Below are 22390 nucleotides of genomic sequence, written 5' to 3'. Positions count from 1 at the left end.
AAAAATGCGTGTATGAAAACGACAGGAGGGGAGTCAGTGAATTCGATCCCGCTGGGAGTACTTGTTGTGGATGATGAAACTAGACAGCGTCGAGGTTTAGCTGCCATGGTCAGGGATCTACGTCCCGAATACGAGGTATGGGAAGCCAAGAACGGGAAAGATGCTCTGACCATTACGTTATCCAAACCGATCCAAATCGTTTTTACAGATATTCAAATGCCGATCATGAATGGACTTGAGTATCTTCAACAATTGAGAACATCCGGTCAGCATGAGACCAAAGTTATTTTAGTGACAGTCTACCAGGAATTTAGCTATGCACAGCAGGCGGTGAGGTACGGGGCGAATGATTATTTGGTGAAACCGGTGCAATCGCAGCAGCTCATTGAAGTGATTCAACACATGGAGAAGATTATTGTAGAGGAACAGGAAGCACTGATTGGGAATCAAACAGCGTTGAATCAGATCGAGCAGAGTATGCCTGCATTTGTGGAGCATTTGTTTAGCAGATGCGTGACAGACAAATTACAGCCTAATGAGAAAATCCTATTAAAGAGTCACTTTGGATGGCATGGGATAGGAGAAGTTCTCGCGTTGGGAGCATCGGCGGCCCACCCGGAGGATATACATATGTGGGATTCTCAGCTCCGTAATACGGTTGTTGAAATATTGCGACCTTGGGCGTCTTCTGTCGTGTTTCCACTCGAATCCCGTAAAGACCATGTGGTTGCAGTAGTGAATTGGAAGGATAGGGCTGAAAGCAAAGAGGCCAAAAGTGCCCTGCAAGCTGGGCTGAAAAAGTTGGAGCAACAGCAAGCTATTTCAATCTGGTTTGCTTGGGGTCAGCCTTTTAATTTTGATGAAATGCAAATAAGCCAATCTCACGAAAAGGCCGTTGGCCTGATCTCTATGCGTTTTTATACACCTCACATCAGATGTTTGAACCTTGTCGTTTCAGATGATGAGCAGCCAGTACAGGAAATGAGCGCACACGAACAAATGGCATTTTTTAAATTTATTGAAAGCGTTATCTCTAATGGAAAGCCCGATCAGCTATTGGGTCGGGTGCAAAATTTCATTGGACAAATGACACAAGGGTATCCTGCACCTGAAGCGCTTAAAGCAAAATTGGTACACCTTCTGTTGGTTAGTTTACAACGGTTAAATATAGGGTGGAGTGAGGAAGTCTACTCACGTTTCTCGGAACGTTTGAACAAAGCTGTCGAAAAGGCCACCTGTCTTCGGAATCTTGAGGATCGTGTTGCAACATGGTTAAAAGAGCTGATTCTTGAGCTTCATAGCGGCTCCAAAGGCGAACCCATTATGAACAAGTGCAAGGAATTTCTAGATGCACATCTACATGAAGACCTAAGTCTGGAGATCGTCTCCCGGCGCTTCCACTATAATGCGTCCTATTTTAGCATTCTGTTCAAAAATTATTTCGGGCTCTCGTTCACGGAATATATGGTGAAGCTCAGAATGCAAAAGGCTCAGCACTTACTGCTGCATACAGACGCCAAGGTCGCAGAAATTAGTAGACAGGTTGGTTATAAAGATATCAAATACTTTTTTAAAGTGTTCAAAAAAAATGTAATGCACACGCCGGAAGAATTTCGTAGGAAATTCAACTGATTGTTAGGTGAAAGGAAGATACGATGCGCCAAGTTAAATATATGTATCAAAAATTTTTGGACAGTAGCTTTCGTACGAAATTGATGCTGTCCTATTTTTTGTTGTCTGGTTTTATCGTTTTGATTCTAGGTTTCGTTTACTTTGAAACGAGCGCACGGAATATTACTACAAATGTAACAGATAGCGTTACAAGCGTTCTGCGTAGTAATAACCAGCTGCTGGATAACAAGCTGACAGCTATTCAAAAAACCGTAGATATGATTCCGATCGACCATGATCTTCTTCAGAACATTACGAACGTGGATACTACGGATTCTTCATCGCTGTTACGAGCAGATCGCAGCATTACAAAAATTTTGTACAGATACTTTGGCAATATGGAGGAAGTGTACGCTTCCCAAATTATGACGCAAAATTATGCATATGGAAGCACTGATCGGATGTATATTCCCGTTCAGCCGTTCTATTCTTCTCCGTTGGCAACAACGGCGGTGGAAGCAGAAGGGGCTACCAAGTGGATTCCGGCTTATTCGTATGCCGATACATTCCATCAGCAAGATTTAAAACGAGGCTCCTATGAGTTTAGTTCTTTATTTGCTGTGGTAAAGCAGCTTCATTTGACTGCATTAGATGATGCAGGAACCTTTCATACGCTTCCGGAGGGAAAGGAAAAACCTATACTTATACTGAATTTTCGTCCTGACTTGTTAAAAGGGGGTTTTGAAGATTATGCAGCCCGCAGCGGATTTGCACATCTATCCTATGGCATGATTCATGATAAAAATGGGATGGTCATGAGTTCGGATAGACAGCAACAAGTGGGGGAGCCCGTGGCGGATTGGCTTAAGGATGCCATTGCTTCGGAACAAGGGATGAAAATGGTAAACGTTAAAGGTCAAAGCATATTACTGGTTTACGAAGCGATGAAGACGACGGGCTGGGTATCTTATATAGCCATTCCCATGGAAGATGTATTGGGACATCTATCAACGATTCGCACCTACACGGTGTTTTTTTTAGGTTTTATGATGCTCGTTGCTGTTATTCTTGCTTATTTACTGTCTGTTTATATCAGTAAGCCCATCACAGATATGAAACAAGCGATGAAAGTAATGGAGAAAGGGCATTTTGATATTCGAATTCCTGTGCGTGGCTATGATGAATTGGGAGACCTGGTGATTCGGTTTAATCAAATGAATGAAAAAATTAAAGATTTAATCGAGGAAAATTACAAGTCACGTCTACGAGCCAAAGAGTCGGAGTTAATGGCACTTAATTTACAGCTGAATCCCCATTTTTTGTATAACACTTTAACGACCATGTATTGGATCGCGTTAGAACATAAACAGCAGGAGCTAGGCCAATTGATCATTAGTCTGGCAGAAATGCTGCAAATTACTACTCGAAACAAAAACGATACATGGAGCTTGGAAACCGATCTGAATTGGCTGGAGAAATACATTTTTATTATGCAGAATCGCTTTGAGGACAAGTTCACGGTGGAATATGATATTGATCCCATTTTGCTTCAGATGGAGGTTCCCAAACTTTTCTTACAGCCTTTTGTAGAGAATTCAATTATTCACGGCTTCGCCGAAATGGAATCAGGGGGTCTGATTAAGATCACAGCCTGGATCGAGAAGCAATTGGTGTGTTTTAAAGTGGAGGATAATGGATCAGGAATTCAAGAAGAACATATACGCCGAATTCAAGCTGGAGAAATCAGATCAACGGGTATTAAAAATGTAGACAGAAGAGTACGGCTATTATATGGAATGGATTATGGCGTTACGCTCCATTCGCCAGCAGGTAAAGGGACATTCGTCCTGATTCGCATCGGAGAAATTCATAGATCTAATCAAATGACACCAATCCAATGAGAGTACGACTTTTATAAATGTAAGCGTTTGCTAAAATGAGTTTAGTGACGAAGCAACAAACGAAAAGGTAAAAAAATAAACGGTTTGGGGGCGTTACTCATGTTAAAACGAAAGTTATGGATCGTCTGCATGTGCTTGATCGTTGGGCTTATGTCAGCCTGTAGTTCAAATGAGAGCAGCAGCAAACCAGTTGATTTGCAGGGTCACGAGCAAGTGACACTGACCTATGCCAGTTGGGGTAGCACCAATGAAAAGAAGGTTCAGCAGGAAATCGCTAAAAAATTTACAGAGAAATATCCGTGGATCAAAATTAACTATATGCATATCCCCGGGGATTACGTAACCAAATTAACGACGATGTTTGCTGCCAATCAGGCACCCGATGTATTTCCAATTTATAAAGCACAGGCTCTGCAATGGGCTGAACAAGGCAAACTATATAATTTAAATGAATTTTTGAAGGAGGATAAGGAGCTAACGAAGGAAAGTCTTATTCCTAATTCAGTCATCTATTGGGATAAGGACAAAGTGGCTGGGGTCAAGGTAACTGAGGAAGCTTTCGCGCTTTATTACAATAAAGATTTGTTTGATGAGGCTGGTGTTGCTTTGCCGCCAGTAAAGGCTGAAGAGGCTTGGACATGGGAGCAGTTTTTAGAGACAGCACAAAAGCTCACCATTGATAAAGCGGGAAATAATGCGCTCAGTCCCAATTTCGATGCAAGTAACATTAAACAGTATGGAGTTCGGTTTGATACATGGATGTGGCATTTGCTTGTGCCTTCCAATAACGCAAGTGTCATTTCAGACAAAGGGGACTCGCTTAATCTTGAGAGCCCTGATGTGATTGAAGCTGTTCAGAAAATGGCTGATCTGATCAACGTTTATCATGTGGCACCGTCGCCAACACAGTCCAAAAATATACCTTCCCCGGCCGTAGCACTACAAAGTAAGCGTGTAGCGATGGATCTGGATGGACAGTGGGTTCAATTGGATCTTGGAGAATCGAAGGTGAATTTTGGTGTAGGCGTATTACCCAAGCTGAAGAGCAGCAAAACGATCCTGTTTGGTGAACCGGAAGTGATTTCTGCCAAAACCAAACATCCTAAAGAAGCATGGATGTTTTATAAATTCTTGCTGGATGCTGAAAGCGGACTTGACATGCATTCCAGCGGATTGTGGATGCCTGTCATGAAAAAGTGGTACACCGAACCAGACTTTATTAGCAAATGGGCGGATGTCAAACCAGGTCATGCCGATGGTTACCGTGATGCTGTCATGAACCAAACGCTGCATAACGGTGTCAATTCTTACGACTATTATCTGAAAAACTCGGAAAAAATCAATGCCATCATTAACCCGGCGCTAGATCAGGTATGGTTGGGCAAGAAAACGGTGGAGCAAGCATTTAAGGAGGTTTCCGCAAAGGCCAACGCGGAATTTAAAGGGACGTATCCAAAAGAATAGGGTGAGTGTTTTGACAGAAAGAGAGGGATAGAATGCAATCATTATGTTCTATTCGTAAGAAGGAAAATTGGTTGGGGTGGCTTTTTGCCGCCCCTGCTATTCTCGGCTTTGTCATTTTTGTTCTGGGACCGATGATCGCTAGTCTCTGGTTCAGTCTTACCGATTACAAGGTTGCTTCACAGGCCCATTTTATCGGTCTGGATAATTACGTCCACTTATTTGACGGTACGGATCAATTTTTTTATAAATCACTCGGGGTTACGTTTTATTATGTGTTCCTGAGTGTGCCCCTGCAAATTATTGTAGCTTTCTTTTTGGCGATATTACTTAATCAAAAGGTAAAAGGTCTGGCTTTTTTCAGGACTGTTTTCTATCTCCCTACCATTGTGCCACTCATAGCATCGTCTATGATCTGGATGTGGCTGTTTGATCCGGATCTTGGCTTGCTAAATGTGGTGCTGCGTGCGCTGCATTTGCCTGAAAGTCAGTGGATCTATAGCGAAGGGTCGGTAGTTCCTACTCTGGTTTTAATGAGTTTGTGGACCGTTGGAGGAACCATGATTATTTTTCTGGCAGGCTTGCAAGATATACCTAGACATTATTATGAAGCCATTGAAATTGACGGTGGAAACGCTCTTCATAAGCTTATGTATATTACAATTCCATTGACATCGCCCACTATTTTTTTTAATACGATTATGGGCTTCATCGGTGGGTTTCAAGTGTTTGTTCAACCTTACGTCATGACTCAGGGTGGACCCAATAACTCCAGCTTGTTTTATACCTTTTATTTGTTCCGCGAGGCATTTACTTTTTCAAATATGGGTTATGCCTGTGCTATTGCTTGGGTGCTCTTTATTGTCGTTTTGGTATTCACTGCCTTTCTGTTCAAGACGGCCCGAAAATGGGTGTATTACGAAGGCGGGGGGGCATGAACATGAAAAAACGCGGTTGGAGTTGGAGCAGGGTTTTACTCTACACAGTTCTCATAATAGGCTCACTGTTTTGTATGTTTCCTTTTTACTGGCTAGTGCGAAGCTCTATGATGGATTTAAGTCAGATTTTTTTGATCCCGCCGAAATGGATTCCAGAGCCTTTTGTATTCGAGAATTTTTTACAGCCGTTTGAAGAGTTATCCTTTGGGCGCTATTTTGTGAATACATTTATCGTCGTAGCGGGTACTTTGGCGGGTGTACTTCTGTCGAGTACCATTTCTGCCTATAGCTTTGCGCGAATGAGATGGAAGGGAAGAGATAAGGTATTTGCCTTGTTATTAAGCAGCATGATGCTGCCGTTTGCAGTCACGCTGATTCCGTCATTTATTGGTTGGCAGGCATTAGGCATGGTTAATTCGTACGTTCCATTGGTATTACCTTCGTTTTTTGGTGGAGGCGTTTTTAATATTTTTTTGCTAAGACAATTCTACATGACTCTACCGCGAGAACTGGATGAAGCTGTATTTGTGGATGGAGGCAATCATTTTACGATTTTCACCCGTATTATTTTGCCTTTGTCGAGGTCGGCGATTTTGGTCATTGGATTGTTTACGTTTTTGAATACATGGAATGATTTTATGGGGCCGCTGGTTTACCTTAATGATGAGAGCAAATTTACGTTGGCGATTGGGCTGCAGCAATTTCAGGGAATATATTCGGCTCAATGGGGTGTTTTGATGGCCGCATCTTTAATTGTAGTCTTGCCTGCTATTATTCTTTTTGCCATAGGACAGAAGTATTTTATGGAAGGGATTGCTTTGACGGGGATTAAAGGATGAGAACAACTGCCAGGTACGCACTTTGATTTTTTTGGAATTTAATATTAAAATGGAAGTAACTTTCGAAAAGGAGATGACGTGAATTGGCAGAGCAAGTGCGTATTGGCAAAACAGATCTATATGTAAAACCAATCGGTTTGGGTGCAAATAAGGTGGGAGGACATAATCTCTTTTCCGGTTTGAATGATGAAACAGGTAAAGAAGTTGTTCGCACAGCTTTGGACAACGGCATCAATTTTCTGGATACGGCTTTTATTTATGGACCTGAGCACTCAGAGCGGTTGATCGGTGAGGTGCTGAAGGAGCGGGGCAAACGTGAGGAAGCGGTCATTGCGACCAAGGGGGCACACAAATTTGTGAACGGAGAGGTTGTTTTTGACAACTCGCCTGCTTTTTTACGTGAATCCGTTGAATCCAGCCTGAAAAGATTGCAGACCGATTATATCGATCTGTTTTATATCCATTTCCCGGACGAAGCTACGCCGAAGGCAGAAGCAGTTGGAGAATTGAAGAAGCTTAAGGACGAAGGCAAAATCAAGGCTATTGGCGTATCTAACTTTTCCATTGAACAACTTAAGGATGCGAATAGCGACGGTTATGTAGATGTGCTCCAATCCCAATATAATTTGTTTCAACGGGAAGCTGAGAAGGATCTGCTGCCTTATACCAAGGAAAATGGCATTTCGTTTGTGCCTTATTTCCCGCTAGCTTCAGGATTGCTGGGTGGTAAGTATACGAAAGACATGACCTTCACAGACATTAGAGCAAAAAATCCATTGTTTCAGGGAGATGCATTTGCTCGTAATTTGGACAAAGTGGAGCAGGTACGGGAGATTGCCAATGCGTTGAATGCAGAGGTTGCTCATGTTGTGCTCGCATGGTATTTGACCCGCGATTCGATTGATGCCCTCATTCCAGGGGCGAAGGGGCCGGAGCAGGTGCTTGCGAACCTGAAGACGCTAAATGTCCAATTGAGTCAGGCTGATATCGAAAAGATTGACCACATTTTCAAATAATAAGTGTACCTGAAATTTGCAATTGTATATGTATTCCATCTAGAGAAGCTGCCGGACGGGCGGCTTCTTTTTCGTCCCTCCCTTGCATATCCTTGTAGGGTAAGTCCAACGCTGCGGGGGGATCGGATGATGAGAAGACCGCAATGGCACAGCGCACCCAATAGAAGGCAACGCGGCAGACGTAGAGTATTTTTGATTGTGGTACTGGCGCTGCTGGTAGGAATCATACAGGTGGCTGCTTATGTGGAGCAGCATTTGAAGCCGCCTATGATGCACCTGGCAAAAGTGCGGGTCAAACAAATGGCGACGGAGGCTATTAATTCAGCAATTACAGCACAGGTAGAGCAGGGGAAGACGGCTGATAATTTGATCGAATGGAGAACGGATGCACAAGGAAGAACCTCTGGCTTTGTTCTGAATTACGCAGAGCATATGAGAATTACGTCAGACACGCTCAAAGCAGTCAAGGCAACGATGGACAGCATGAGCCATTTTGATGAGAGTGTTCCGATTGGTCAGGCATTGGGCAGTCCACTGTTGGCAGCTTATGGACCAACGGTCCCTCTAAAGGTGGAGCCGCATGGAGCGATCAAGGTGGATTTAAATACGCGTCAACAGGATGCGGGCATAAACATGATTTTGGTGGAAGTGTATATTCGGATTACGACGGAAGTGTCTGTGGTTATACCGTTTGAGATGCAACCTCAGATTGTAGAGACGGAAATCCCAGTTTCGTATTTGCTGGTGGTGGGCAACGTTCCGATGTACTACTATGACAATCAGGGGAAACCAGTGGGTAAAAATGGTGCAGCCGCTCCGCAGTTGGCGTTGCCTCCCCATTCCATAGAGAGTAGCGGCGCTATAGATTCCAGCATAGAAAGTGTTCCAGAGGTAGAGGAAAACCAAAACACCTCTAGCCAGTCCCCAACGCCATAGAGCCGAGGGGAGTGACGTGAGCTGCCCAGGAAAAACAAAAGGGACCCTATGAGGAGGTCCCTTTTGTTTTTCCTGTTTTGAGCGCTTTGCGTTCGGACTGCTCCCACTGTCTTAATAACGGATACGGGTCAAAGGACCAATCTGCCCAGCCATTGTCCCGATATATACCATAGTGCAGATGCGGTGGAAACTTACCTTGGGTACCGGGTTTTCCATAGCCCGAGCTTCCGACCCAGCCAACCGTCTGACCGGGTGTAACGATGTCTCCGTTGTGGACGGTTTTGTCAAAGCCGGAAAGATGCGCATAGTAGTGATAGCGGTTGTTGAGATCTCGGATTCCGATTCGCCATCCTCCGAAGGGATTCCAGCCCTTCATTTCAACTACACCGTAGCAGGTACTGCGAACTGGAACTCCATAGCCAGCAAACAGATCAGTTCCTTCATGTATACGGTAACCGCCCCAGCTGCGACGGCTTCCCCATGTGCTGCGGTAGCTATAAATGCTGCCTAAAGGAAGAGGGAAGGCTTGACTGACCAGATCCAGCTTGCCATACGTCCGATACAGCTTGGCAAACTGCTGAACTCTTTGAACTGCGCGGCTGTTATGGTAATATTCCCAAACGGCAATACCAAATTCATCCTCGTTGTTTCCATACTTTCCGAGATAAGATGCGATGCTGAATAGCAGATCCTTGTCATTATTACGGTCAGCGATTCCATCACCTGAACCGTCTTGTCCCAGCCCGGAAAATAGTTCAATGGAACGCGGATTTTGATCCTCCGAATCAGGGTTCATCAGGCCGGACCAGACTGGTCCCGTGATGAAAATACCTATGATTCGTTCCGCATGCTTCCGATCCCTGGGATGGGCCACTGTAAGTGTGCGTTCATACTGGTCGATGGCGGCCAGCCTGTACCAAGGAACTCCAGTCAAAGCTTCGATGGAATGATATAGAGCCAGCCTGGACGTATACGACGAGGACTGAACATGTGAAGCATCTACATTTGCGGTCAGGCTGCTTCTGGCGGACGAGGACTGTAAGTGATTGGCAAAGGCATGGGCAGGAAGCGGACAGGCCGTTGTCAGTGTAGTAGCACATAACAGCAGCGATAACAAACGAACAGCTCGGGCTGTCCGCGTAGGGTAAGGCACGTGAACCGACCTCCTATAGAAGGGCTTAATCGCCCGGTAAATTCTAGGCCCCGTATTCAATAGCGTGAATAGGGCGCTTTTGTTTAGATTGAGCCATATCCGCCGCTTTTATCCATGTACAGAGTTTACTTTTTCCGGCATCAATGTCATATCAAAAAGGGAACAATGAATGGAGGTTTTTCCATGGCTTTCATGTTATAATGTATGGCAATGACAGCTTAAGCTTATCAGAAAGAAGGTCTATGCCATTGTCTAGAAAAGTGAAGGAAGCTAAGCCCGACTGGATTCGTATTAAACTTACGACAGGCGATAACTATCAGGAAATCAAGAGCATGATGCGTTCCAAGACATTACATACCGTATGTGAGGAGGCACGATGCCCTAATATATATGAATGCTGGGCCAATAGGACAGCTACATTTATGATTTTGGGTGATACTTGTACGCGTGCGTGTCGTTTTTGCGCAGTAAATACGGGAATGCCTACGGAACTGGACTTGCAGGAGCCTGAACGCGTCGCTGAAGCGGCTGAAAACATGAATTTGAAGCACTGTGTCGTAACCAGTGTGGCTCGCGACGATTTGAAAGATGGGGGTGCTACTATATTTGCAGAAACGGTTCGTGCGATTCGCCGCCGATTACCTTTTTGCAGTGTAGAAGTATTGATTCCCGATTTTATGGGCGATATTGAATCGCTGCGAATCGTCATGGATGCCAAACCAGATATTCTGAATCATAATATTGAAACGGTGGAGCGCATGTCCGACAAGGTTCGGGCTAAAGCGAAATACCGTCGCTCTCTGGAGCTGCTTCAACGTGCGAAGCAATTAAATCCGGCTATTCCAACGAAATCAAGCATCATGCTAGGTGTCGGGGAAGAGTGGGACGAGATCTTACAAACCATGGATGATCTGCGTAAAGTCGATTGTGACATTATGACAATTGGTCAATATTTGCAGCCGTCCGAGAAACATTTATATGTGCAAAAATATTATCCACCGGAAGATTTTGCGAAGTTAAAGGAAGAGGGATTACAGCGGGGATTCAGCCACGTCGAATCTGGACCGTTGGTCCGCAGCTCCTACCAAGCGCATGAGCAGGTGAAGTCAGCCGCTCAGCATAAGGAAGAAGGCGCCCTTTCGCAGGCTTGATCCGGGAAAGGCGGTCAGAATAGCTTGTTTCAAATCGGTGGTAAAAACTATGAATTGTTGCAGGATCACAAGAACGGGTGGAATCCCGAAGCGTTTCGTGATCGGTATAGTGAAGTGCTGGATCGCTATGATTACATTATTGGTGATTGGGGTTACAATCAGCTACGTCTGAAGGGCTTTTATCGAGACGGTCATCCCAAAGCAAATAAGGATACATCTATAGTGGTACTGGACGATTACATTAATGAATACTGCAATTTTGGCTGTGCTTATTTTGTGTTGCAAAAAAGCCGTGAAGTAGTTAATAAAAACGGGGTCAATGATGAAATCATTGCTCCAGATATTCAGCAGTTGGTAGATGCTCAGAGGGAACAAGCGGGAACGCTAGAACCCGAAGAGCAGCAAGAAGTATTGCAACATACAGCTGGAGAACAGGAGTGGCCGCAACCACAGCAGGATTCCACAGCTACGGAGGAATCGCGAGTGGAGCAGCCTCGAGAATCCCGGGAACCACGCGAGTTGCAACGTCGTGAACTGAAGGATGCCCAGGAGGTACGTGAACGACAGCCGCGTGAAGCTCGCGAAAGTCGTCCATCCAGAGAAGGACGTGAAGGAAATCGGCAGCGTGAAGCACGTGATTCGCGCCAGCCAAGAGAACCACGTGAAACAAAGGATGGACGCAATCCGGGTGAAGGGCAGCAAGCCCGGGAACCACGTAGACAGCGCAATCAGCAAGGGAGTTTCGATAAAAAGGAATCGCGTGGGCCACGCTATGAGCGTCAACCAAAGGAAAATCGGGAGGGACGGCAAGTTCGTGTCTCACGTGAACCTGAGGGCCAGCGGCAGACCCAGCCAGCTGCTAAAGCCGAAAGAGCTGAGGGTAGCAAAAAGAATAAATCATATACAGCTCCACAACAAAACGGTTCCTGAATTTTCAGGGGCCGTTTTGTTTATAAAAAAAGAGCCAGAGTCGGCTCTTTTATAGGTTCTAATTGAGAAAAGCGTTGCGTACTCGATCCCAAAATGGGAAAGGACGATAACGAGCGAAGCTGATCTTCTGACTTGCGACCTGACATCGAACAGAGATTAAGTCATCCACAGGAAAGTTGAGGTGATCTACTGTCAATAAGAGACGCTGATCTTTCCGTGAAAAAATATCACAATGATGGTGTTTGGGCAGTAGCAATGGCGATCCCAGTGTCCGATACACGCGGTTATTAATGGAAGCGATCTCAGTCAATTGCAATGCTTCAATGGTGGGGTGAACCATAGCTCCGCCAAGTGCTTTATTATATGCGGTCGTTCCTGAGGGGGTAGAAACACATATACCGTCACCGCGAAACATTTCAAAGGTGATATCATTAATATCTACTTGGGCAACGACAGTGCCATCCACCCCTTTTAACGTAAATTCATTCAAGGCAATAAAAGAAGCATTGCCTGACTTCTTGTGAATTTCCAACTCAATCAGTGGATACTTAACGATTCTCGGGTTAAGCGGTCCTTCAGATCCGCTTTGGCTCATCAGGTGGATTAGCTCCTCCAGCTCGTCCGCACGCCAATCAGCGTAAAAGCCTAGATGACCGGTATGTACACCAACAAAGGCAATATCCGGAATGCGGTCGATGAAGGTATGAAACGCATGAAGCATCGTACCATCGCCTCCAATAGACACGACGATTTCCGGCGATTCGGCATCCAGCTTGAAATTCTTTTCTTGGGCAAGACGGTGAAATTGCTGACTCAGGTCCATGGAGTGCTGATCCCCGCGATCCAGAACATAATATCTCAAGATGAAAAGCTCCTTTGTCATGGGTATATATCGATCATAATCAATTATGAGCAAGAACACAATCGTTCATTGCCTGTGTGTTCTTCTCAAACGTACATATAAGCGACTTGTACCCACACTCAACCATGAGAGACTAAGCATTCCAGCCAGTATAAAGGCAAGAAACAGCAGACTTTGCAACAACATGACGGACGAGAAGCCAGGAGACCACGCGATGTCGTATATCGGAGAAAAGACTGGAGAGCTTCCCTGTCCCATAAGAGGCCGCCATAACACGAGAGCTAGCAGTGCTGAGATGATGCCGTGCGCAGCCCGGGCCAACAAAAATGGCATATAACGAAGATCCGTCATATTTAAAATACTTGCAACCTGCGCATGAACCGACAGCCCGCCCCAGGAGAGAACAAAAGCGGCTGCGGCTACCTTGAATGGTAACGCCGCTGCCGTGGCTTTACCTGCGGCTTGCGCTCCTAAAGTGACTTCGAAAATACCACCCACAATGGACTCCGTTAACGTAGGAGGAAGACCACATGCAGTCAATAGGCTTGCCGTAAGCAGATGAAGCCCGCTCATTAAACCGGAGTTCGTCAAAGCGTCTAAAATGACACAGAAGAATACAACTAGCCCTCCTACGACAATAATAAGGCGTAGGGAGGAAGTAATCGCCTGACGAAGTAACTCACCCAATGGGCGACCATCTTCCAAACGAGCTGTATGCATGGCATATAATGCTTGGCGTAGGGGTCCAGGCTGCCTATTGCGATCTGCTACTTTTGTATTCTTGGACTTCGACCAGGCTTTTTGAGTAGGTTGAGGGCGGTCGTTGCGAGTATCTGTTTCTCCTGAACGGGAACCGTGGAAGCGCATAAGCAGTCCGATGATGAGCACGCCACCATAATGGGCCGTGCCCAGTACGAGTGCAATTTCTGGTTGATGGAAGAAGCCAACGGAAACCGCACCGATCAAAAATATCGGATCAGAGGAAGTGGTAAACGCGACCAAACGCTCTCCTTCAATGCGTGTGATCCATTTTTGCTCCCACAGCTTGGCTGTTAGTTTAGCTCCAATCGGGTAACCGGATGCACAGCTGACCGCAGCGACAAAACCTCCACAGCCAGGTACACGGAATAGAGGCTGCATCAGCGGATCCAACAGCGCGCCTATGAAATGAACAATTCCGAAACCCAGGAGAAGCTCGGAAATAACGAAAAACGGGAATAAAGACGGAAACAGCACGTCCCACCAGATGGCAAGCCCCCGAAGCCCGGCATTCAGAGAAGATTGCGGGTATACAGCCATAAGCATAAATAGGAATAGCAGTGTAAGGATGAGCAGAGGAAGCGAGTAACGACGGTATAGCGACATAGAGGCCCCTCCTTTGGAGTTGTACTAATATACCTATGTCGGGGATGGACAAAGAGTACAAAAAAATCAAAGAAAACGGTTACATCTAATGCTGTATTTTTGTAAATAGTATGTTAAAATAGGAAAACAACGATCCATAACCTTAAGGATGGAGTGATCAGGATGAGTATCGTTGCCGGTCTGTTCGTATGTGCTTTTGTGTATGTTATTCGTGCCTCTCTCGTCCATCCCGGTGAAGAGGATTGGCGGAGTTATTAATTGTATTTATAGAATGACGAAGCTGTGTGCAATGAAGCACACCCTCTTCATATGTTAAATTGATAAAATGACGCTTATTTTTAGCGTCATTTTTTGTTTTTTGTTATAATACGGGTGTATATTTATTACCATAGCACAGAAAGTTGGAGGAAAAGTGAATCCTAGCCTGAGCGTTTATGACAACCTTGGGGGTGCGGAAGGTGTTCGTGCTATTATTGAGGCCTTCTACCCGAGAGTTTATAAAGATCCGTTGTTAAGTCCCCTGTTTCCTAAAGACATGGAACCGGTTAAGGAAAAGCAGTATATGTTCCTGAGTCAGTTTTTTGGAGGACCGTCCCTTTTTTCTGATGCATATGGTCATCCGATGTTACGTGCCAGACATATGAAGTTTCCCGTAACGGAGGAGCGAGCAGAGGCATGGTTGTCTTGTATGGCAGGTGCGTTAACGGATACGGGCATTGAGGAGCCGCTTCGTTCAATCATACTTAACCGTTTGTCTGGTCCTGCGCATCATTTTGTAAATACCCCGTAAGCTTTCGGGGATTGCCGAATTTTGGAGAGGGTTGTAAAAACATTGGAACTTGAACCGTTATATCAGATCAAAATCATTTGCCCACATTGCGAAGAAGAATTTCAAACATCCCGTGTCAGACCAAGCCTAAAAAAGGCCATTCGTACGGATTCAGATTTTTGTGCTTATTATAAGAATGAAAATCCGGATTTTTATGTCGTAAGGGTCTGTCCTCATTGTGGATTTACCTCGACAGAGCACTCTACCGTTCAGTTAAGCGAACAGCAAACCAAGATATTCAAGGATAAAATCGGTAATCGCTGGCAGTCTCGCGAATATGGCGGGCACCGTAGCTGGGAAGAGGCATTAGAAACGTATAAACTGGGTTTACTCTGTGCCCAGGTCATCGGAGAAAAGGAACGCGTAGTAGCTAGTCTATTACAGCATATCGCTTGGATGTACAGATACCAGGGAAATGAGGAGCAGGAGCTTCGCTTTCTCAAATTTAGTCTGGATTCTTATGTTCGGGTCTATGAGCTGGAGGGTGTCGGGGCGAATAATGCCAAACTGCTTTATCTGATTGGTGAATTGCATCGACGTACAGGCAACTTTAACGAAGCAGTACGCTGGTTTTCGCGTGTCATTAATGACAAAAAGATTATGGATGCAGCCATGATCCGGGCTTCCCGTGAACAGTGGTCTGTACTGCGAGAACAAATGCTGGCTAAAAATTACCAACTGCCGGAGGAAATGCAAGACGCAAGCTCCTCCTGAAGAAATAAAGGTGTGCACTATGGCCGATTTAGGCTCATGGTTCACACCTTGTTTGTAAAACGGGTTATCTTATCTTACAACTGCCTCATGAATTAATGATGACGCAATGTGGTATCTGACAGCAAATAATCGTCATCACAATCCACTAAAGTAACCTTGTTATGGCAGCATGGAAACACAAGCAGCTTTTTCATACCTTCGTGTATGAGCTTAAGTTCTTTTGGCTTCAGGGGCAGCAAAACATTATCATGGTCGCAAAACGGACAAGACTGTACATAAACGTCTCCCATGACGATGTCATAAGGCCAGGTTTTATGAAAAGGGATCATGATTTGTCCGATTCTCCGCCGTTCGGGTCAGCGGTTTCTTCTTTAGCCAGTTCGGCCAGCTTTTGCATCAAAATGTGCTGGGGTGTATGCATAAGGTGTTCCAGCGGAATGCCGAGCTTTTCGGATAATTTCACAGCCGTCTCCGGCGAAATTTGTAAGGGTCTCATCCTGTTTTCCTCCCAATTGTAGTGATTTACTATCACGATGTAGCTTTATTGTATATGAAACCACATGAATTCGCCAAAAAAGAAAGGTGGAACTATTATGAAAACACCGTTAAAGCAAACATGGGATCTGGAATCTATTTTTAGCGGAGGATCTTCCTCTGCCTCATTTCTTGCATTTTTGGAAGAAATGGAAAGCAAGGTCCAACAACTGCAAGCTCAGCTTAAAGCAGCCAAAGTACCACAAACGGTATTGGATACCGAGCGTCTGGATAGTGTACTGAATAGCATACAGGAGCTATTTAATGGCGCGTCGCAGGCGGGTTCCTTTGTCTCTTGTCTAACTGCTCAAAACCAGCACGACAAGCTGGCTGTTCAACTGGGGGCACGTGTCAACACGCTGTATGCCCAAGGGAAAAGTGCTTTAGTATCTTTCCAGAACTTGCTGGCACAAACCAGTGAAGACATTTGGCAGAAATGGATGGAGCGCGAAGCTATCCAGCCGATTTCTTTTGTCCTTACCGAATATCGGAACGAAGCACGTGAAAAAATGGCTCCTGAGCTGGAAAGCCTTGCATTGGATCTGGCAGTGGATGGCTACCATGGCTGGGGCGACTTTTATGATACCATCGTCAAAAATATGACGATCCCTGTTCCAGAAAATGGCGAGATCGTAAACCTGTCTGTAGGTCAGGCAGCTAATAAGCTGGATGAAGCAGATCGCAGCGTACGTAAAGACGTGTTTGCACGTTGGGAAGAGGCGTGGACTCAGGTAGAGGACTATTGTGCGGATACATTGAATCATTTGGCAGGCTTCCGTCTGAAGCTATATGAAAAACGAGGCTGGACAGATGTGCTTAAAGAACCGCTGGAAATCAGCCGTATGTCTGCACAAACGCTGGATACGATGTGGCAGGTTATTAATGAAACAAAGCCTATTGTAGTCAAATACTTGGAGCGGAAAGCAAAGCTGCTAGGCTTAGAGAAGCTGTCCTGGCATGACGTTGAAGCTCCGCTGGGGACGTCAACCACTAAAATCCCTTACGACGATGCTGCTGTAACGATTGTTGAGCAATTTGGTAAATTTAGCTCGAGAATGGCTGACTTTGCCCAAATGGCTTTTGAGAAAAGCTGGATCGAAGCAGAAGATCGTCCAGGCAAACGTCCGGGTGGTTTCTGTACATCTCTGCGTCTGAGCAAAGAGACCCGTATTTTTATGACCTATGCCGGATCACCATCCAATGTTTCGACACTGGCCCATGAGCTCGGACACGGTTATCATCAGCATGTGATGAATGAATTGCACCCATTGAATCAAAATTATGCCATGAACGTGGCTGAGACGGCATCGACGCTGGCAGAACTAATTGTATCAGATGCGTTGCTGGAAGCTGCCGAGGGTCAGGAGAAGGTGGCTTTGCTGGAGGATAAAATTCAGCGTGGTGTAGCCTTCTTTATGAACATTCATGCCCGTTTCCTGTTTGAAACCCGTTTTTACGAGCTGCGGAAAAAAGGAGTCGTAGGAGCACAACAATTAAGCGAGTTGATGGAACAAGCGCAGCGTGAAGCGTTTAGTGGTGTACTGGATGAGGCTCATCCTCATTTTTGGGCATCCAAGCTGCATTTCTATATTACGAACACTCCTTTCTACAACTTCCCGTACACATTCGGGTATATGTTCAGTGCAGGAATTTACGCTTTTGCGAAGGAAAATCCTGACGGCTTCGCCGACCAATATGATGCCTTGCTGCGTGATACAGGTCGCATGACAGTCGAAGAATTGGCTTCCAAGCACTTAGGTACCGATTTAACACAGGCTGACTTCTGGCGTAATGCTGCGCAAGTTACTGTTCAGGATATTGAGCAATTTTTACAAATGACAAAATAACGGATTTACACTTTTGAAAGGTCTCCCATAAGGGAGGCCTTTTTTTAATTTTTGCAGAAGATGATGAACAAAGTCGCAAAATGTCGAAGTGTAATTAACATTACCTGTTGGCGAAATTTAAAATGATGGATATACTTAGAAAATAGTTATAAATACCCAATTATGTTGGTTTTGATTGTAAGGTTAAAAATCTTCGCATATAATTGAGCCGTAAGACCTATTAAATATTTTTGTATAAGGTATATAGGAGGGTTTTTTGTGATGGATGAAGTAGGTCAATTGTCGTTGGCAAGGCAGATGGATATCGTTTTAAAAGAACTGGATAATGAACTGGCGGGCTTGTCGTCAGGTATCGTATTTGTACAAATACGTAACAATGTAGTTGGAAAATTTGGGATTCGTCATAATCCGCTTGCAGGTAAAGGTGGCACATTTGCAGCAGTAGAACCGGGGTTATCAGCAAAGCATCGGGAGGATTTTCGGCGTATGGCCCTAGAAACGCTAAATCATAAGCGTAGCTGGACTCATGGCGAGATTGCTTTCGATTTTGCCATTAGACAAGGAACGATTTTGGTAGATGCAACACTGGAGTCCAACTACAACATGGCGAATCTTATGATCCGCTACAACAAGCCTACATACCGAGCGGCTAATTCGGAATAATCATTTATAAAAAAAGAGTAAAGAAAAGGCGGCCTTCCTAGGGAAGACCGCCTTTGTTATATGCCCGTTATAACGCATTTTGGTAAATTACGATGAACGGAATGCTCATGTGGAATAATGACGCTTATTGACCTGAACGACCTGATAATTGCTGTTCGGCCAGCTGTACCAAGCGTTTAGTGATATAGCCTCCCAGAGAACCAGCTTCACGGGATGGCATGTCACCGTAGTAACCATCTGCCGGAATGGTGATGCCCAGCTCTTGTGCAGCTTCATATTTCAATTGTTGCAATGCGTTGTTGGCTTGAGGAACAACTAGGTTGTTACTGCGACGGCTTCTGCCTTGATTAGCTTCATTCATGTGTAGTCACCTCCTTCGGCTGTGATGAGGTTAGTATGCGACAGAGTTATGAAAATATGCGCCGAAGGAAGAAAAGTGACTAGAGGAAAATTACGGATATATGATATGAATCTGAGTTTTAAGGTCGATGGATTGCTGAGGCTCCAGACGGATCAGTCCGCCTCCCTCAACAGGATCAGGCAAATTGGGAGCATCCGACAGCCATGTATAAGGCTCAATGCAAAGATACTGATCGCATTCACCTTTGGTATATAACACCCAATACTTAAAGTATTGCTCATCTGCTGTGTAGCGGATTTGATAACCGTCGTCACGAGTCAAAACAGCTTCAGCAGGGCCTTCCGTCGCCCGCAACAGCGTATCTAGATTTGTTCCTTTCAGAGAAAGACCCGAAGAGAGCTGATCCAAGTCATTCAACGAAGTAATGATACCTGTAGGTAGCTGTTCAGCATCCTGCTCATAGACGCCGTTCACAGGCAGCTTTAGGCGCCAGCGCTCAGGTTCTCCGTCCACCATAAACCAAGTGTGATATCCCAAGCCAAATGGGGCTGCTTTTTCACCTAAATTCGTTACGCGCAGCGTTTGACTTAATACAGCACCCTGCAAGCGATACGTCATCTCCAGACGCAAGGGAATGGGGAACTGTTCCATCCAGTGCGGATCACTTTCTGTCAAAAGCTCAGTAGTAACACTGCAACCTTCTTCATCCTCTTCAATATCACTGCAGCGCCAGGACTGATTACGATGCAGACCGTGTATATGATTGTCATTGGCTGTATTTCGGTCGAACTGATAAGGAATACCGTCAAACTCAAATTGTCCTTTGCGAATTCGGCCTGGAGGAATCAAAATGGGCAAGCCAAAATGATAAGGCTTTTGTAAATAGAAAGCCAATTCTTCCTCACCAGGCCGACGTACGATATCCCGGTCGAGCTTCAGATCACGCACTGAGATAATATTATTCCCGAGGCGAGGGATCATCGTAACTTCCAGTTCACCACTATGTAAAACATACGTGTCGTAACCGTTCCAGTGTTCTTTGGTCACTTGTTTCATATCCATGCTCCTTTGTCCACTATAATCGGTTGAAGCTTCGTGTCATTATGATAACAGATTTTTGATCGTAGGGCACAATCGTCATTTGACAATAACATTATGCGGAATTATCATTAATGTAGTTTAGAAAGTAATGACATGGATAACACGATGATGAGGACAAGTAAGCTTTCGCATAAGCTCTTCAGAAAGCCGGTGGTGGATGGGAACCGGTGAGCCTGCACTGCTGAATGGACCTTGGAGTGCCGCACAGAACAGGATTCTACTGTCCTCAGTATGACGGCCGATTGCTCCCCGTTAACGGAGCTTTAAGATTGCAGGCAGCCACGGAGCATAGCTCCGACAAGTAATAGGCTGACGGCAATGAATAAGGGTGGTACCACGGTCTCGCGTCCCTTGAGGATGCGGGGCCTTTTTGCGTTCTAATTTTGAAATAAACGGAGGAGGAAGAATATGAAAACTGTACTTTCAGGTATTCAGCCTAGTGGACAACTTACTTTGGGCAATTACATTGGTGCAATGAAAAACTTTGTCAAATTGCAAGAGGATCATCAATGTTACTTTATGGTCGTAGACCTTCATGCAATTACCGTACCGCAGGAACCGGCCCATTTACGTGAGCAGTCGGAGGCGGTAGCGGCATTATTTATCGCAGCAGGTATTAATCCGGAGAAATCCAATGTCTTTTTACAATCCCATGTTCCTCAGCACGCTGAGCTGGGATGGTTGATGACAACACTGACGAATATGGGCGAATTGGAACGTATGACTCAGTTTAAGGATAAAGCGGCAGGCAAGGACTCCGTAGGAGCAGGGCTGTTCGTATATCCATCGTTGATGGCAGCTGACATTTTGCTCTACAACGCGGATCTCGTCCCGGTAGGCGACGATCAGAAACAGCATCTGGAGCTGACACGCGATTTGGCGGGTCGCTTTAATCACCGTTATGGAGATTATTTTACTGTTCCCGAACCGTATATCCCTGAAGTAGGGGCGAGAATTATGTCCCTGGATGATGTATCTAAAAAAATGAGTAAGAGCAATCCGAATGCAGGCAGCTTTATTGCCTTGCTGGACGAACCGAAAGTCATACGCAAGAAAATTAGCCGCGCTACAACCGATTCTGGTAGTGAGGTTAGATATGATCCAGCCAATAAACCGGAAATTAGTAATCTGATGGGCATCTACAGCCAGTGTTCCGGTTTGTCGCTCCAAGAAGTGCAGGATCGCTATGAAGGTCAAATGTACGGAACATTTAAAAAAGAACTGGCAGAGACCGTTGTAGCTATGCTTGAACCGATTCAGCAGCGCTATCGCGACATCCGGGAATCCGGTGAGATTGGACGTATTTTGGCCCAATCCGCAGAGCGTGCACAAGAAGCGGCTGAAGTCACGTTGTCTGCGGTCAAAGAGCGCATGGGCTTTCTGCCACGTCTACGCTAAAGCATATTGCTGGCAAAACTGATTAGGCCCTATAGGATTGGCTTAGGAGCGGCGTTGTCGGGCTTTGACCACGAAACCCCAGCCGATATTGCCGACAGATAATAGCCCCAGCAGAATGGCAAGCCATGCGGAATAACTGATGGATATAGCGGCTGCGGTCAGCAGGACAATGGATGAAACGGCGAACCATAGGGACAAACCTTTGCTCATTGGTAAAAACCTCCAGTGTTCGAATGTTGAATTTCAGGAATAAGTAGTTGTAAGCGAGCCATAATAATCTTGCAAGCTTGCAATGAACCTCACTCACAAAGAACTGAAAGGAGATTCAAATATGAGCAGACGTCGTTCAAACAACCTGCAAGTACCGCAGGCCAACGCCGCTTTACAACAATTAAAATATGAGGCAGCTCAAGAACTTGGCATCACTATCCCTCAGGACGGTTACTTCGGTAATGTTGTTTCCCGCGAAACAGGTTCGCTTGGGGGATACATCACGAAAAAGCTGGTCCAACAAGCAGAACAATCCTTGTCGGGCAGCAGCCGTTTGCAGTAATACACATAGACACTCCATCTTGGAAGCTGTATTATGAGCAACTGTGATGAAGAAAATCCGGAGCGATCATGCTCCGGATTTTTTTACGCATGGCTTATGACCATTGTGAATCACGCAAGTCCGCTTCGTCAAGAGGGCGCTTTCATGAGATCTGATTTTTTGCGGGAGTGACCAAAAAAAAGCAAGCTCCCAGATTAAGGGGAACTTGCTGTCTGTTGTTCATACGG

At 45.3% G+C, this 22390-nt stretch carries 23 protein-coding genes and 1 other annotated feature; of the genes, 15 read left to right on the top strand and 8 right to left on the bottom strand.

Annotated elements, in window-relative coordinates:
• The first annotated feature begins 36 nt into the window (after window positions 1-36).
• The 7 genes from KAI37_RS21255 to yunB all read left to right on the top strand — a co-directional run bounded on the left by KAI37_RS21255 (window position 37) and on the right by yunB (window position 8702).
• Entirely contained in the window at window positions 37-1632 is a 1596-nt protein-coding gene (locus tag KAI37_RS21255; RefSeq protein ID WP_220030174.1) for a response regulator transcription factor, read from the top strand.
• A gap of 23 nt (window positions 1633-1655) precedes the next feature.
• Window positions 1656-3512, top strand: a complete 1857-nt coding sequence (locus KAI37_RS21250; protein ID WP_220030173.1) for a histidine kinase — start codon at window positions 1656-1658, stop codon at window positions 3510-3512.
• A gap of 99 nt (window positions 3513-3611) precedes the next feature.
• Window positions 3612-4976 (top strand): ABC transporter substrate-binding protein, encoded by a 1365-nt coding sequence (locus tag KAI37_RS21245; protein ID WP_220030172.1) that lies wholly within the window; start codon window positions 3612-3614, stop codon window positions 4974-4976.
• A 32-nt stretch (window positions 4977-5008) separates the two neighbouring features.
• Entirely contained in the window at window positions 5009-5911 is a 903-nt protein-coding gene (locus KAI37_RS21240; RefSeq protein WP_220030171.1) for a carbohydrate ABC transporter permease, read from the top strand.
• A gap of 2 nt (window positions 5912-5913) precedes the next feature.
• Window positions 5914-6750, top strand: a complete 837-nt coding sequence (locus KAI37_RS21235; RefSeq protein WP_071642867.1) for a carbohydrate ABC transporter permease — start codon at window positions 5914-5916, stop codon at window positions 6748-6750.
• An 83-nt stretch (window positions 6751-6833) separates the two neighbouring features.
• A complete protein-coding gene (locus tag KAI37_RS21230) occupies window positions 6834-7766 on the top strand; it encodes an aldo/keto reductase (RefSeq protein ID WP_071558281.1) in 933 nt (310 codons plus the stop codon).
• Window positions 7767-7892: 126 nt separating this feature from the next.
• Complete coding sequence (gene yunB / locus KAI37_RS21225) at window positions 7893-8702, top strand: sporulation protein YunB (RefSeq protein ID WP_076294247.1); 810 nt, start codon at window positions 7893-7895, stop codon at window positions 8700-8702.
• 46 nt (window positions 8703-8748) lie between these two features.
• Here the strand turns inward: yunB and KAI37_RS21220 are convergent, their stop codons facing one another.
• The gene (locus KAI37_RS21220; protein WP_071642863.1) at window positions 8749-9855 is read right to left on the bottom strand and encodes a M23 family metallopeptidase; all 1107 of its coding nucleotides are present in this window, start codon (window positions 9853-9855) and stop codon (window positions 8749-8751) included.
• A gap of 248 nt (window positions 9856-10103) precedes the next feature.
• On the opposite strand from KAI37_RS21220, the gene lipA reads away from it, so the two are divergent.
• Complete coding sequence (gene lipA, locus KAI37_RS21215; RefSeq protein WP_023990211.1) at window positions 10104-11006, top strand: lipoyl synthase; 903 nt, start codon at window positions 10104-10106, stop codon at window positions 11004-11006.
• A gap of 24 nt (window positions 11007-11030) precedes the next feature.
• Entirely contained in the window at window positions 11031-11936 is a 906-nt protein-coding gene (locus KAI37_RS21210; RefSeq protein ID WP_220030170.1) for a YutD-like domain-containing protein, read from the top strand.
• Between the two features lie 58 nt (window positions 11937-11994).
• On the opposite strand, the gene KAI37_RS21205 is transcribed toward KAI37_RS21210, so the two are convergent.
• Window positions 11995-12798 carry an NAD kinase gene (locus KAI37_RS21205; RefSeq protein WP_013372943.1) on the bottom strand — a complete coding sequence of 268 codons (804 nt, stop codon included), beginning with the start codon at window positions 12796-12798 and terminating at the stop codon, window positions 11995-11997.
• Window positions 12799-12864: 66 nt separating this feature from the next.
• Window positions 12865-14163, bottom strand: a complete 1299-nt coding sequence (gene ylbJ, locus KAI37_RS21200; protein ID WP_220030169.1) for a sporulation integral membrane protein YlbJ — start codon at window positions 14161-14163, stop codon at window positions 12865-12867.
• A gap of 412 nt (window positions 14164-14575) precedes the next feature.
• Here ylbJ and KAI37_RS21195 point away from each other — a divergent pair, with 412 nt between their 5' ends.
• Both KAI37_RS21195 and KAI37_RS21190 read left to right on the top strand, forming a co-directional pair.
• Window positions 14576-14953, top strand: a complete 378-nt coding sequence (locus KAI37_RS21195; RefSeq protein ID WP_220030168.1) for a globin domain-containing protein — start codon at window positions 14576-14578, stop codon at window positions 14951-14953.
• 42 nt (window positions 14954-14995) lie between these two features.
• A complete protein-coding gene (locus tag KAI37_RS21190; RefSeq protein ID WP_023990207.1) occupies window positions 14996-15706 on the top strand; it encodes a DUF2225 domain-containing protein in 711 nt (236 codons plus the stop codon).
• A 92-nt stretch (window positions 15707-15798) separates the two neighbouring features.
• On the opposite strand, the gene KAI37_RS26575 is transcribed toward KAI37_RS21190, so the two are convergent.
• Window positions 15799-16035 (bottom strand): hypothetical protein, encoded by a 237-nt coding sequence (locus tag KAI37_RS26575; protein ID WP_023990206.1) that lies wholly within the window; start codon window positions 16033-16035, stop codon window positions 15799-15801.
• Window positions 16032-16202, bottom strand: coding sequence for a YycC family protein (locus tag KAI37_RS21185; RefSeq protein ID WP_014277894.1), 171 nt, complete (start codon window positions 16200-16202; stop codon window positions 16032-16034). The genes KAI37_RS26575 and KAI37_RS21185 overlap by 4 nt, the downstream gene beginning before the upstream one ends.
• Window positions 16203-16299: 97 nt before the next feature.
• Here KAI37_RS21185 and KAI37_RS21180 point away from each other — a divergent pair, with 97 nt between their 5' ends.
• Together KAI37_RS21180 and KAI37_RS21175 are read left to right on the top strand one after the other, a co-directional pair.
• Complete coding sequence (locus KAI37_RS21180) at window positions 16300-18087, top strand: M3 family oligoendopeptidase (protein WP_028541419.1); 1788 nt, start codon at window positions 16300-16302, stop codon at window positions 18085-18087.
• 261 nt (window positions 18088-18348) lie between these two features.
• Window positions 18349-18750 (top strand): hypothetical protein, encoded by a 402-nt coding sequence (locus KAI37_RS21175; protein ID WP_013311862.1) that lies wholly within the window; start codon window positions 18349-18351, stop codon window positions 18748-18750.
• Window positions 18751-18874: 124 nt separating this feature from the next.
• Here the strand turns inward: KAI37_RS21175 and KAI37_RS21170 are convergent, their stop codons facing one another.
• Both KAI37_RS21170 and KAI37_RS21165 read right to left on the bottom strand, forming a co-directional pair.
• Window positions 18875-19111, bottom strand: a complete 237-nt coding sequence (locus KAI37_RS21170; RefSeq protein WP_013311861.1) for an alpha/beta-type small acid-soluble spore protein — start codon at window positions 19109-19111, stop codon at window positions 18875-18877.
• Window positions 19112-19201: 90 nt separating this feature from the next.
• A complete protein-coding gene (locus KAI37_RS21165) occupies window positions 19202-20167 on the bottom strand; it encodes an aldose 1-epimerase (protein WP_220030167.1) in 966 nt (321 codons plus the stop codon).
• Between the two features lie 141 nt (window positions 20168-20308).
• Window positions 20309-20567 (top strand) — a binding site (T-box leader).
• Between the two features lie 53 nt (window positions 20568-20620).
• Between KAI37_RS21165 and trpS the strand changes: the two genes are divergently transcribed.
• Window positions 20621-21610, top strand: coding sequence for a tryptophan--tRNA ligase (gene trpS, locus KAI37_RS21160; protein WP_071642855.1), 990 nt, complete (start codon window positions 20621-20623; stop codon window positions 21608-21610).
• 42 nt (window positions 21611-21652) lie between these two features.
• On the opposite strand, the gene KAI37_RS21155 is transcribed toward trpS, so the two are convergent.
• Window positions 21653-21820 carry a hypothetical protein gene (locus KAI37_RS21155; protein ID WP_007431986.1) on the bottom strand — a complete coding sequence of 56 codons (168 nt, stop codon included), beginning with the start codon at window positions 21818-21820 and terminating at the stop codon, window positions 21653-21655.
• A gap of 121 nt (window positions 21821-21941) precedes the next feature.
• Between KAI37_RS21155 and KAI37_RS21150 the strand changes: the two genes are divergently transcribed.
• A complete protein-coding gene (locus KAI37_RS21150) occupies window positions 21942-22163 on the top strand; it encodes an alpha/beta-type small acid-soluble spore protein (RefSeq protein ID WP_013311857.1) in 222 nt (73 codons plus the stop codon).
• The last annotated feature ends 227 nt before the right edge of the window (window positions 22164-22390 follow it).

Source organism: Paenibacillus sp. S25 (assembly GCF_019454085.1).
In the GTDB taxonomy this organism is placed as follows: Bacteria; Bacillota; Bacilli; order Paenibacillales; family Paenibacillaceae; genus Paenibacillus; species Paenibacillus polymyxa_B.
Note: the sequence above shows the minus strand (reverse complement) of the source record. Positions and strands in the feature narration are given on the sequence as shown.

What these genes read in the sequence shown, in the direction of transcription:
- KAI37_RS21250 (WP_220030173.1), top strand. Translation starts at nt 1,656, where the DNA reads ATGCGCCAAGTTAAATATATGTATCAAAAATTTTTGGACAGTAGCTTT.
- KAI37_RS21245 (WP_220030172.1), top strand. Translation starts at nt 3,612, where the DNA reads ATGTTAAAACGAAAGTTATGGATCGTCTGCATGTGCTTGATCGTTGGG.
- KAI37_RS21240 (WP_220030171.1), top strand. Translation starts at nt 5,009, where the DNA reads ATGCAATCATTATGTTCTATTCGTAAGAAGGAAAATTGGTTGGGGTGG.
- KAI37_RS21235 (WP_071642867.1), top strand. Translation starts at nt 5,914, where the DNA reads ATGAAAAAACGCGGTTGGAGTTGGAGCAGGGTTTTACTCTACACAGTT.
- yunB (WP_076294247.1), top strand. Translation starts at nt 7,893, where the DNA reads ATGATGAGAAGACCGCAATGGCACAGCGCACCCAATAGAAGGCAACGC.
- ylbJ (WP_220030169.1), bottom strand. Translation starts at nt 14,163, where the DNA reads ATGTCGCTATACCGTCGTTACTCGCTTCCTCTGCTCATCCTTACACTG.
- KAI37_RS26575 (WP_023990206.1), bottom strand. Translation starts at nt 16,035, where the DNA reads ATGATCCCTTTTCATAAAACCTGGCCTTATGACATCGTCATGGGAGAC.
- KAI37_RS21185 (WP_014277894.1), bottom strand. Translation starts at nt 16,202, where the DNA reads ATGAGACCCTTACAAATTTCGCCGGAGACGGCTGTGAAATTATCCGAA.
- KAI37_RS21180 (WP_028541419.1), top strand. Translation starts at nt 16,300, where the DNA reads ATGAAAACACCGTTAAAGCAAACATGGGATCTGGAATCTATTTTTAGC.
- KAI37_RS21175 (WP_013311862.1), top strand. Translation starts at nt 18,349, where the DNA reads ATGGATGAAGTAGGTCAATTGTCGTTGGCAAGGCAGATGGATATCGTT.
- KAI37_RS21170 (WP_013311861.1), bottom strand. Translation starts at nt 19,111, where the DNA reads ATGAATGAAGCTAATCAAGGCAGAAGCCGTCGCAGTAACAACCTAGTT.
- KAI37_RS21165 (WP_220030167.1), bottom strand. Translation starts at nt 20,167, where the DNA reads ATGAAACAAGTGACCAAAGAACACTGGAACGGTTACGACACGTATGTT.
- trpS (WP_071642855.1), top strand. Translation starts at nt 20,621, where the DNA reads ATGAAAACTGTACTTTCAGGTATTCAGCCTAGTGGACAACTTACTTTG.
- KAI37_RS21155 (WP_007431986.1), bottom strand. Translation starts at nt 21,820, where the DNA reads ATGAGCAAAGGTTTGTCCCTATGGTTCGCCGTTTCATCCATTGTCCTG.
- KAI37_RS21150 (WP_013311857.1), top strand. Translation starts at nt 21,942, where the DNA reads ATGAGCAGACGTCGTTCAAACAACCTGCAAGTACCGCAGGCCAACGCC.